This is a genomic window from Frankia nepalensis, assembly GCF_016786325.1.
In the GTDB taxonomy this organism is placed as follows: Bacteria; Actinomycetota; Actinomycetes; order Frankiales; family Frankiaceae; genus Pseudofrankia; species Pseudofrankia nepalensis.
Genome location: NZ_JADWYU010000139.1, coordinates 87,092 through 98,092, shown reverse-complemented (window position 1 = coordinate 98,092; position 11,001 = coordinate 87,092). Strand labels below are relative to the sequence as shown.

The following is an 11,001-nucleotide window of genomic DNA, read 5'->3' as shown; positions in this document are numbered from 1 at the left end:
GGGGGGGGGGGGGGGTCCCGGCGGGGGGGGGGCCGGGGGGGGGGGCCCCCGGGCCCGGGGCGGGCCGCCGCCGACCGTGAGCCCGGCGCCGGAACCCGCGGGGGCGCTCCCCTGGCTCGCGCCCGTGACCGGGGCTGGCGAGAATGTTACTGATAGTGATTGTCGCGTTACGGTGATCTGGCGCATGCCGCGGCCGGGTGCGTTGCCGCCGCGGGGCCCCGGCGATCGGTCGCGGTGTCCGCTGGGAGCCGGGGCGCCACCGTCGCCACCGGCCTGGCGCGCGACCGCCGCATCGGCTGCTGCCGGCGACATCCGCGCGGACGGCGACAGATCGACCTGTGCCGGTGGGCGGGTGGCGATGTGCTCGATGAGGCGCGGCTGGGTCGCCCATGGCCGGCTCCGTGGCGGCGGCCGCCAGGTCCACCTGACAGGAAGCGCCAAGGTTGGCGGGATAGAAGCGTGCAAAAGGCCAGGTAACGGGCAGTCCGACAGTTCTGAGGGGAGTGCGCATGGCTGAGCGCGAAGGCGACCCGGTACGCGGACCACGCCGCGCCGACCTGGCGATACCGGCACACCCGGCGGCGGACCGCCGGACGGGCATCCTGCTGGCCGGCCCGGCGCCGCCGCGCCTCCCTGGCCAGGCACCGCGCCTCCCCGGCCAGTCGTGGCCGGGCACTCGGCCGAACGGCCCTGACGGCCCGCCCGGTCCGCGCGAGCGAGCCGCCCGGGCGAGCGGGGCCCCGGAGCGCGGTGCCGCCAGGCCTGGCGGCTACAACCCGGCGCTGGACGGCATCCGGGCCCTCGCGGTGCTCTGCGTGCTCGTGTTCCACATGGACTCCCTGCCGGGCGGCTACCTGGGCGTCGACGTGTTCTTCGTGCTCAGCGGCTTCCTGATCACCGGGCAGCTGCTGGCTGAGTGGGACCGGACCGGTGCGGTGTCGCTGCGCCGGTTCTACCTCCGGCGCGCGTACCGGTTGCTGCCCGCGTTCTGGCTGCTGGCCCTCGTCGGCTTCACGGTGGTCGTCCTGCTGGGAGTCGGCACGGCGGGCGAGCGCGCCGAGTTCCTCGGCAGCCTGACCGCGTCGCTGCTCTATGTGAACAACTACGTCCAGGTGGTGCGCCAGAGCACGGGGGCCGGCTGGCTCGGGCATACCTGGTCGCTGTCGCTGGAGGAGCAGTTCTATCTGCTCTGGCCGCTGGTGCTGGTCGCGCTGTGCCGCCGGCCGCGGCTGGCCCGCCGGCTGCCGATGGTGCTGCTGGGCGGGGCGGCCGTCGTCGTGCTGTGGCGGATCGTGCTGATCGCGTCAGGAGCGTCGGCGACGCGCATGTACTTCGCCCTGGACACCCGCGCGGACGCGCTGCTGGTCGGCTGCGCGCTGGCCGCCTGGCTGCGCGCGGCACGGCGCGGGCCGGCCGGCGAGAACGCCGCGGCGTTCGCCTGGCGGCGCCGGCTCGACCGCGTCACGCCCTTCCTGCCGGTGGCGGGTCCCGCCGCGCTCGCGCTGCTGGCGGTGGCGGCGATGACCGCGCCGAGTGGCTGGGGACCACGGCCGACAGCGCTGTCCTACGGCGGCTACACCGTGGTCGCGCTGCTGGCCGGCGCCGTCGTGCTCGCCGTGGAGCAGGGGCGCGGGACGAACTGGCTGTTCCGCGCGCTCGCCGCCCCGCCGCTGGCCTGGCTCGGCCGGATCTCCTACGGCTTCTACCTCTGGCACTTCCCGGTGGTCGCGTACTGGGGCCGTGACCTGACCGGCGAGTTCGGCCGGTGGCCCGCGATCCTGGCCGTCGGCGTCCTCTCGGTGGTCCTCGCGGCCGCGTCGTACTACCTGCTCGAACGGCCCGTCCTGCGGCGCCGGCCCGCCGACCCGCCACCTCGGCCACCCCGCGCGAGCCCGCCGCGTCGCCAGCCCGCGCTGGCGGCGGTCACGGGCGACGGCGGCGACCGCGGCTCCGAGGCGTAGGTACGCGTGCGCGTCCGGATTCCGCGCACATGTCGTTAGGTATGCCTAACCTGTGCCATGACCCTGCTGTCCTGGTCAGGTGAGGAGTGATTCGGTGCGGCGGTTCGCCTGTCCGTCCGGTCGGGTGTTCCACGGGCCCGGCGTGGGCCCCGTGGGGTGTGCCTGATGGCCGCCGACCTGGCGGTGGCTGATCTCGCCGAGCTGCGGCGGCCGGTGCGCGGACGCGTCACCGTGGCGGCCGGCCTGCAGGCGCTGGCCGCGGCGCTCGCGGTCACGCCGGCGGTCGTGCTGGTCGAGATCGCGCGCCGGCTGCTGAACGGATCGGGGCAGCCGGTGTGGCCGCTGGCGTGGGTGGCGGTCGGCCTGCTCGTGGCGCGGTTCGCGCTGTACGCGTCGGCGAGCCTGCTCAGCCATCTCGCCGACGCGGACCTCGCCTACCTGCTGCGCCGGCGCCTGACCGACCAGCTGAGCGCGCTGCCGCTGAGCTGGTTCGCCGGCGGGGTGTCGGCCCAGGTGCGCACCACGGCGCAGGACGACGTGGCGACGCTGCACCACGCGGTGGCGCACGCTCGCGGCGACCTGGCCGCGGCGGTGGCCGGCCCGGCGGTGGTGGTCGGCTACCTGCTCTGGGTCGACTGGTCCCTGGCCCTGGTGACGGTGGCGCTGGTCGGCGCGGCCCAGGCGATCCGCATGCGGCTCAAGGTCCGCGCGACCGACGAGGTGGGGCGCGTCGCGGCGGCGGGCGCCGAGCTGACGGCGGCCGTGCTCGAGACGGTGCGCGGCATCAGCGTCGTCAAGGCCTTCGCGGGCGGCCGGGGAGCGCCCCGGTTCACCGCGGCCGCCGCCGAGTACGTCGACGCCGACGAGCGGGCACAGCGGATCTTCGTCCGCCCGCGCGCCGTGGCCCGGGCGACGGTCGCCCCGGCGACCGTCGTCTGCGCGGTCACCGCCGCCGGGACCGGACTGGTCGCGGCCGGGTGGAGCGACCCGGTGAACCTGGTGGCCTTCGCCCTGCTCGGCGTCGGGCTGTTCGAGCAGCTCACCCCGATCTACCTCGCCCAGGACCTGCGGGTCCGCTCCCGGACGGCGGCCCGCCGCATCGGCGACCTGCTGCGGGAGCCCCGCCAGGCCACCGTCGAGCCCGCGCGGGCCCGCGCCGTGGGCGAGCCGCTGACGGTGGAGTTCGACGACGTCCACTTCGGCTACCAGGACGCGCACCGGGTCCTGCGCGGCGTCACCGCGACCCTGGCCCCGGGCACCGTGACGGCGCTGGTCGGGCCGTCCGGGGCGGGCAAGTCGACACTGGCCATGCTGCTGGCGCGCTTCGCCGACGTCGGCGAGGGCGCCATCCGGCTGGGCGGCGCCGATCTGCGTGACATCGACCGGGACGACCTGTACCGCCACGTCGGGTTCCTGCTGCAGGACGTCGTCCTGCTGCGTCGTTCGATCCGCGACAACATCGCCCTGGCCGACCCGGCGGCGACCGAGGACGCCGTGCGCGCCGCGGCCCGCGCGGCCGCCGTCGACGACCGGATCCTCGCCCTGCCACGGGGCTACGACTCGGTGGCCGGCGAGGACGCCCACCTGTCCGGCGGGGAGGCGCAGCGGGTCGCGATCGCCCGCACCCTGCTCGCCGGGACGCCGATCGTGGTCCTCGACGAGGCCACCGCGTTCGCCGACCCCGACTCCGAGGCCGCGATCCAGGACGCGCTGGCGGCGCTCGCCGCCGGCCGCACCCTGCTCGTGATCGCGCATCGCCTGTACACGATCACCGAGGCCGACCAGATCCTGGTCCTCGACGACGGGCGCCTCGTCGAACGAGGCCGGCACGACGAACTGCTCGCCGCCGACGGGCGTTACGCCCAGCTCTGGCACGCCCAGCAGGGAGGCCGGCCATGACCGGCCGACTGGGTGCCCTCCTGCCCGCCGGCCAGCGCCGGCCGCTGGTCCGCTACCTGGCGGCGGTGGCCGGCTATGCCGTGGGCGAGGGCGTCGCCTTCGGGGTGCTCGTCCCGCTGCTGACCGCCCTGCTCGAGGGCCGCGCGGCCGACGCGGCGTGGTGGCTGATCCCGCTCACCGCCGCGGCGGGGGCGGGCTGGGTCGCGCACTACTACATGGGGTCGGGATCGCTGCGGCTGTCCTCGGCCTGGCGCGCGGACCTCTACGCCCGCGTCGGCGACCAGCTCCTGACCCTGCCGCTGGGCTGGTTCGACGGGCCGAGGGCCGGCCAGGTGCCGCAACTGATCATCGGTGACGTGACCCGGGTGGCCCACACGGTCTTCCTCGCCCAGGCCCTGATCAGCGCCGTCCTGACGCCGGCGACGATCGCGGTGTTCCTGCTCGGTTTCGACTGGCGGGTCGGGCTCGCCGCCCTGCTCGCCGTCCCGGTCGTGCTCGTCGCGCTCTCGGTCGGCCGGCGCCTGACCGAGCGCACCGAGGCGGCGCACCACGCGGCGACCGCCGAGGCCGGCAGCCGGCTGGTCGAGTTCGCCGGCGCCCAGCCGACCCTGCGCGCCACCGGCCAGACCGCCGCCGGCCGCGCGGCGCTCGACGAGGCGCTGGCCGGCCAGCACCGGGCGGCGCGGCGCGAGATCCTCGGCTCGCTGCCCGGCGAGTACCTCGGCGAGCTCGGCATCCAGCTCGCCTTCACCGCCCTGCTGCTCACCGGGCTTGGCCTGGCCACCCACGACCAGCTCGGCCCGGCCCGGATGATCGCTCTCGTCGTCCTCGGGATCAGCCTGCTGCGCCCGCTCGACGCGATCGTCGGACTCGGCGGCGCGCTGCGGGCCACGCAGGCCTCCGCCCAGCGGATCGAGGAGCTCCTGGCGGTCGCGCCGCTCCCGGAGCCGGCGGCCGGACCCCGGATCGGCCACGCCGGAATCGAACTCGTCGACGCCCGCTTCGCCTACCCCGGCGGCCCCGAGGTGCTCACCGGAGTGACGCTGACGATCCCCGCCGGCCGCACCACGGCGCTCGTCGGCGCCTCCGGCTCGGGGAAGACCACCGTCACCAAGCTGATCGCCCGTTTCCACGACGTCGACTCCGGTTCGGTGCGCGTCGGCGGCGTCGACGTCCGCGAGCTCACCAGCGGCGAGCTGCTCGGTCACCTCGCGCTCGTGTTCCAGGACGTCTACCTGTTCGACGGCACCGTCGAGGACAACATCCGCTTCGGCAACCCCGACGCCACGCCGGAGCAGGTGCGCGACGCCGCCCGCCGCGCCCAGGTGGACTCCATCGTCGCCCGGCTTCCGGACGGCTGGGCCAGCCGCGTCGGCGAAGGCGGCCGGCTGCTGTCCGGTGGCGAGCGCCAGCGCGTCGCCATCGCCCGTGCCCTGTGCAAGGACGCGCCCATCGTGCTCCTCGACGAGGCCACCGCCTCGCTCGACACCGAGAACGAGGCCGCCGTCCACGCGGCCCTGGCCGAGCTCGCCGCGCACCGCACCGTCCTGGTCATCGCGCACCGGCTGGACACGATCATCCGCGCCGACCAGATCGCCGTCCTCGACGGCGGCCGCGTCGTCGAGTGCGGCCCGCACGCCGAGCTGTTGGCCCGAGACGGGCGGTACGCCGCCTTCTGGCGGGAACGCGGCCGTGCCCGCGGCTGGAGGCTGCTCGGCGGCGGGAAGGCGCCCGTCGGGAAGGAGCTCACCGGAAGGGAGCCCGCGCACCAGGCGAGCCCCTGAGCCTTCACGTTCTCGGCGCCCGCCGACTTGTCCGCAGATTCGTGGGCCGCGGATCGCGTTTTGCCGGACAAGTCCGGGCGTGCCGGCTACCGCCGCTGGATCCGGCCCGAGCTCAGTGCTGGGCGAACTGGCTTTCGGCGGTCTGCACCGTCTCGGGCGCCAGCTTCACCGTGTGGACGAGCTGTTCGCCGTACAGGTCGGTGATCCGGACGGTGAACGGTCCCGGGCCGAGGCCCTGGGGAGCGACGAAGTGGTTCCACATCTCGCGCGCGAGCGCGACCCACGTCCCGTTCACCCGGACCTCGAGCGACACGACCGGATTGCGGTGCTCGCGGACCTGGATGGCCAGCCAGTAGGCCGATGACCCGTCCTTGATCCGATACTGGACGGGGCCGAGGCCGGCCGGGCTGACCAGCCGCCAGGTGACGTTCACCAGCCCCGGGACGCCGCCGGCGATCCGGTCGAATGCCTGCCGGCTCAGGTCGAGGTGGCCGGCGCCGCACTCCGGGCACCGGTCGGTCACCTTCACCACCGTGCTCCCGCCCGGCCCGGTCACCTCGAGGTAGGCGCCGCAGGCGCGGGCGTTCTCGTAGTCCAGCTCGTTCATCGCCACGACCGGCATGGCGGGGTCGCTCAGCCGGTCGAACATGCAGTTGCCGCCGCCGTCCGCGCCGTAGTGGGTCGCCGGGCCGGAGTAGGCGACACCCGGTCGGATCCGGCCGGGGCCGACGGGCACCGGCCCGGAAGCCGGGCGGGTGGTGGACGGCGCCGCGGACGGCCTGGGCGTGGCGGGCGCCGTCGGCTGCCGCGGCGCCGGCGGGCTGGTCGACGGCGGCGGCGCGGCCGTGGTCGCGCTCCCGGTCGCGGGCTGGGTCGCGGGCTGGGCCGTGGCGTCGGTGGCGGTCGTGGGGATGGCCGCCGACGACGGCGCCGAGGTTCCGGCGCTGGCCGGTGCCGGCTGGGCTGACGGACCACCGAAAGGCGGCTGGCAGCCGGTGGCGACCACGACCACGACGACCGCTGCCACCACGCCGGGCAAGGCACGCCGGAAAGGCGCGCTTCCCGCGGAAAAGAGCGCAGGGAGAAATGACACCCGAGAAAGCCTCCTGGACGGAGCGCCGTGGGCAGCCGGCGCCGGGGTCCCCTCCGAAAGGGGACGCTAGTGGGCGCCAGAATGTTCGTCGAGGGCCGGCACCTCGGCAGGGTGGATGCATGGCGATGTATAGCGCTTATGTTGTGTCGAAGATGCCCCATTGGTTTTGCTTGTATCTCGGCAAAACAGCCGCCGCGTAGGCCCGCGTCGCCGAGTGCCGCGAGAAGCGGGACTGCTTGGCCCGAGGTGCGTCCCGAGCGGTTGACATCGGAGTGGCACCCGGCTACCAGGCCCCCTGACGGCCGAGGCCGCGCCCCACGGCCGTGATTCCGCCGTTGAGAAAGCCCTGACCTGCTGGGATAGGCCGGGCGCGGGCGGCGAGCCCGCGACTAGGCTCCCTTCCTGCGCGCTGGAAGGCTCGCGCCGTCGCCCGCCACCGCCGTCATGCGGCCGTCGCGCTGTCCGGATCCGTCCCGCCGGGCGGGTGTCCGGGGGACGACGCTCCCCGGAGTCCTGGACCGGAGTAACCGGCTCGGGGCTCGCGTTGGCCACACGGGAGCGCATCGCTCCCAGGCGAAGCGAAGGGGCATGACAGGTGGGCGGTCAGACGAGGATCCTGCTCGTGTCCGGCAGCACGCGTGGCGGCTCGACGAACACCGCGGCGCTGCGGACCGCGCGCGCGGCCGCCCCGGACGGGGTCATCGCCGAGCTCTACGAGGACCTGGCGCGGCTGCCGGCGTTCGTTCCCGACGATCGCGAGCCGGACCACCCCGCCGTGACCGAGCTGAGCCGGCGCATCAAGGCGGCGGACGCGGTGCTGTTCTGTACGCCGGAGTACGCGGGATCGCTGCCGGGCAGCCTGAAGAACCTGCTCGACTGGACGGTCGGGGGCGGTGAGCTCTACGGCAAGCCGGTCGCCTGGATCAACGTGGCCGCCGAGGGGCGGGGCGGCGGCGCGGACGCCGCCCTGGCCACGGTGCTGGGCTATGTCGGCGCGGTCGTCGTCACGCCCGGCCCAGTGCGCGTCTTCGTGGCCCGGGAAACGGTGGGGCCCGACGGGCTGGTCGGCGACGAGCGGGTGCGCGCCGCCCTGGCCGAGGTGCTCGCACTGGTCGCGCTGCGGGCCGCGGCGCCGCTCTGAACGTCGCCGCGGCGCCGTCCATGGCCTCAGCGCGCGCCGCTGGACCGGTCGCCGAGATCGGCCAGAAGGTTCTCCGTCATGTGGGAGAGGCGGGCGGCGTCGGTCGGGTCGAGGGTCGCGAGGGTGAGAGGCACGGGTCTGTTCCGACATCGCCGCCGCGCGGACGGCGGCGGTTGACCGGCTCGAGGCGGTCGACGCGGTGGAAGCCGCGGAAGCAGTGCCTGGCCTCGGCGTGGGACAAGCGGACGAGGGCCGCGCCGGCACCGTCCGGAGGGCGACACCGTCGAGCTTCGCGGCGAGCGGCGCCCGTGCTTGACCCTGACGCGGCGTCAGGGCGGAGAGTCGACGCGTGGACGACGAGAGTGCCGAGGACCTGACCGTCGGACGGGTCGCCAGGTTGGCCGGGGTCACCGTCCGGACCTTGCATCACTACGACCGGATCGGGCTGGTCAGGCCCTCGGGACGGACGTCCGCAGGATACCGAGTGTATGGCGCGGACGATCTCGAACGGCTGCGGTGGGTGCTCGTCTACCGCGAGCTCGGCTTCCCGCTGGACGAGGTCCGGCTGTTGGTGGACGACCCGGACGTGGACACCGTCGGCCACCTGCGCCGGCAGCGGGACCTGCTGATCGAGCGCGGCGAGCGGCTCGTGGCGATGGTCGCCGCGATCGACAGACATCTGGAGGCACGCGCGATGGGCATGCGACTGACCCCCGAGGAGCAGCTCGAGGTCTTCGGCACCGACAAGGTCGGCGGCGAGTGGGCCGACGAGGCGGAGCGCCGCTGGGGCGAGACCGACGCCTACCAGGAGTCCCAGCGCCGGGCGGCGGCCTACACGAAGGACGACTGGGCGCGCCTGAAGGCCGAGGGCGACACGGCGCTGCGCGCCTGGCGCGACGCGCTGCTGGCCGGGCTGCCGGCGGACGGCCCAGAGGCGATGGCGCTGGCCGAGGAGCACCGCCAGCACATCACCCGCTGGTTCTACGACTGCGGCTACGACATCCACGTCGGCCTCGCCGAGATGTACCTCGCCGACGAGCGCTTCACCCAGGTCTACGAGGACGTCGCCCCGGGCCTCGCCCAGTACGTCCACGACGCCATCCTCGCCAACGCCGTCAGCCACATCTGACCGGCGCCGGCACACCGGCCGTGACACGCGGCCGGCTTGCCCGGGCGTCGTCCCGGCCGGTCTCGCGGCCGGCCAGGGCGACGCGTTCCAGCGCGGCGGGGCATCGCCACGCGGAGCGGCGGCGGCCCGGCCCCGGCGGTCAGGAGGCCGGGTACGGGCGGAGGGCGCGGGCGTCGCGCAGGGCGTGCGCCCACCAGGTCAGGCGGTCGAGCAGGGCGGCGGCGTCGGTGTTGCACGGGGCGGACGGCTTGGGCCAGGCACCGTCGGCCGTGAACTGCTCCCAGTAGCGCGCCACGCCGACGCCACCGGGAACGGCGACGGCGTGCAGCTCGGTGAACACCTCGCGCAGCTGGCTCGCGGCATACAGCCCGCCCGACTCGCCGCCGTAGGACACGATCGCGACCGGCTTGGCCCGCCACTCCTCGTGGAACCAGTCGATGGCGGTCTTGAGCGGGGCCGGGAAGCTTCGGTTGTACTCCGGCGTCACGACCACGAACGCGTCGGCGGCGGCGAGCCGGGTCGCGAGCGCGCCCACCGGCGCCGGCCTCGGGTCGCCGTCCTCGACGAGCGCGTCGGGCAGGCCGGCCTCGGCGAGGTCGACCACGTCGACGCACAGTTCGGCGCGCCGCCGAGCCCGGCCGGCGAACCAGCCGGCCACGGTCGGGCCGAACCGGCCGGCCCGGGTGCTCCCGATGATGACCACCGTCCGCAGCGCGCGCCTCGGCGCACGGTCCTCGCTCACCGGCCGTTTCTCCCTTCCAGGCCAGGGACGGCCGGTTCCGCCCTGGAAGGTCGGCCCACCAGCGCCCCACCCAGACGATGCGGACCCTCGATTACGGCCGGCCTACCGTCGACTTGCGCTGCCCTGCGCGGATCCCGCGTCCCATGGGAGATCGGCGGCGGCCCGGGCGGGCTGGTGGGGATTTCCGCCTCGGTATGTTGACGACCATGCGCTTCGGTGTGCTCGGACCGCTGGCGGTGTGGGACGCCGCCGGTGAGCCGGTCACCATCCCGGGCACGAAGGTCCGCGCGCTGCTCGCCGACCTGCTCGCGCACGACGGGCGGCCGGTCTCGACCGACCGGCTCGTCGACGACCTGTGGGGCGTGAACCAGCCGGCGAACCCGACCGCCGCGCTGCAGGTCCGGGTCTCGCAGCTGCGCCGGGCGCTCGAGGACGCCGAGCCCGGGGGCCGGGACCTGGTCGCCTCCCGCCCGCCGGGCTACCAGCTGCGCGCCGACGCCGACGCGGTGGACGCGCGCCGGTTCGCGGCGCTCGCCGCGCGGGCGCTCGCCGGCGCCGACTCCCGCGGCCGCGCCGCGCTGTGCGCCGAGGCGCTCGCGCTGTGGCGGGGCAACCCGTACGCGGACTTCGCCGACGAGGAGTTCGCCCGCGCCCCGGTCAGCCGGCTCATGGAGCAGCGGCTCGCGGTGCTGGAGCTGCACGCCGAGGCCCGCCTCGAGCTCGGCGAGCACAGCCTGCTCGCCGCGGAGCTGGGTGACCTCGTCGCCGAGAACCCGCTGCGGGAGCGGCTGCGCGCCGCCCACATCCGGGCCCTCTACCGGGCGGGCCGCCAGACCGAGGCGCTGGACAGCTACGAGGACCTGCGCCGCCGGCTCGGCGACGAGCTGGGTCTCGACCCGAGCCCCGACCTGGCCGCCCTGCAACGCGCTATCCTGCGCCAGGACCCGTCCCTGCTCGCCCCAGCGCCCCCGCCCGCCGAGCCCGGGTCCTTCGGACCGTCCGCCCCGCCCGCCACGGCGACGAGCGGGACCGCCGGGGCCATCGGGCCGCCGCGCGCGCCCGAGCCATCCGGCGTACTCGAGCCGCCAGCGCCTTTGGAGCCCTTGGAGTCCCTGGAGCCGAACGGGCCGCGGCCGCCGCCGGCCCGGACCGAGGCCTCGCGGCCGGCCGAGTCCTTCCCGCCGGGGGGCGCCCGGCCCGCGGCCCCCCCCGCGCCCCAGCCCCCCCACCCCCCACCCCCCCCGGCGCACCA

9 protein-coding genes are annotated in these 11,001 nt (G+C 75.6%); 7 read left to right on the top strand and 2 right to left on the bottom strand.

Features of this window, described 5'->3' with window-relative positions; genetic code table 11:
* Positions 1-509: 509 nt before the first annotated feature.
* The 3 genes from I6A81_RS20415 to I6A81_RS20405 all read left to right on the top strand — a co-directional run bounded on the left by I6A81_RS20415 (position 510) and on the right by I6A81_RS20405 (position 5,644).
* Positions 510-1,961 (top strand): acyltransferase family protein, encoded by a 1,452-nt coding sequence (locus I6A81_RS20415; protein WP_202999263.1) that lies wholly within the window; start codon positions 510-512, stop codon positions 1,959-1,961.
* Between the two features lie 165 nt (positions 1,962-2,126).
* Positions 2,127-3,860: an ABC transporter ATP-binding protein gene (locus tag I6A81_RS20410; protein ID WP_202999264.1), complete on the top strand. Its 1,734-nt coding sequence runs from the start codon at positions 2,127-2,129 to the stop codon at positions 3,858-3,860.
* Positions 3,857-5,644, top strand: coding sequence for an ABC transporter ATP-binding protein (locus I6A81_RS20405; RefSeq protein WP_202999265.1), 1,788 nt, complete (start codon positions 3,857-3,859; stop codon positions 5,642-5,644). Before I6A81_RS20410 ends, I6A81_RS20405 begins: the two co-directional genes overlap by 4 nt.
* 112 nt (positions 5,645-5,756) lie before the next feature.
* Here I6A81_RS20405 and I6A81_RS45005 read toward each other — a convergent pair whose 3' ends face one another.
* The gene (locus I6A81_RS45005; protein WP_307874784.1) at positions 5,757-6,380 is read right to left on the bottom strand and encodes an expansin EXLX1 family cellulose-binding protein; all 624 of its coding nucleotides are present in this window, start codon (positions 6,378-6,380) and stop codon (positions 5,757-5,759) included.
* 19 nt (positions 6,381-6,399) lie between these two features.
* On the opposite strand from I6A81_RS45005, the gene I6A81_RS45680 reads away from it, so the two are divergent.
* The 3 genes from I6A81_RS45680 to I6A81_RS20390 all read left to right on the top strand — a co-directional run bounded on the left by I6A81_RS45680 (position 6,400) and on the right by I6A81_RS20390 (position 9,007).
* Positions 6,400-6,807 (top strand): hypothetical protein, encoded by a 408-nt coding sequence (locus tag I6A81_RS45680; RefSeq protein WP_238438475.1) that lies wholly within the window; start codon positions 6,400-6,402, stop codon positions 6,805-6,807.
* Between the two features lie 525 nt (positions 6,808-7,332).
* Positions 7,333-7,878: an NADPH-dependent FMN reductase gene (locus I6A81_RS20395; protein WP_202999267.1), complete on the top strand. Its 546-nt coding sequence runs from the start codon at positions 7,333-7,335 to the stop codon at positions 7,876-7,878.
* A 349-nt stretch (positions 7,879-8,227) separates the two neighbouring features.
* On the top strand, positions 8,228-9,007 hold the full coding sequence (locus I6A81_RS20390) for a MerR family transcriptional regulator (RefSeq protein ID WP_202999268.1): 780 nt from the start codon (positions 8,228-8,230) through the stop codon (positions 9,005-9,007).
* A 139-nt stretch (positions 9,008-9,146) separates the two neighbouring features.
* Here the strand turns inward: I6A81_RS20390 and I6A81_RS20385 are convergent, their stop codons facing one another.
* Positions 9,147-9,749, bottom strand: a complete 603-nt coding sequence (locus tag I6A81_RS20385; RefSeq protein ID WP_307874783.1) for an NADPH-dependent FMN reductase — start codon at positions 9,747-9,749, stop codon at positions 9,147-9,149.
* Positions 9,750-9,955: 206 nt separating this feature from the next.
* Here I6A81_RS20385 and I6A81_RS20380 point away from each other — a divergent pair.
* The coding region (locus I6A81_RS20380; protein ID WP_203010274.1) for an AfsR/SARP family transcriptional regulator at positions 9,956-11,001 on the top strand (1,046 nt) is incomplete at its 3' end.

Excerpts from the sequence above, each read along its gene's own strand:
- I6A81_RS20405 (WP_202999265.1), top strand. The coding sequence starts at position 3,857 with ATGACCGGCCGACTGGGTGCCCTCCTGCCCGCCGGCCAGCGCCGGCCG.
- I6A81_RS20415 (WP_202999263.1), top strand. The coding sequence starts at position 510 with ATGGCTGAGCGCGAAGGCGACCCGGTACGCGGACCACGCCGCGCCGAC.
- I6A81_RS20410 (WP_202999264.1), top strand. The coding sequence starts at position 2,127 with ATGGCCGCCGACCTGGCGGTGGCTGATCTCGCCGAGCTGCGGCGGCCG.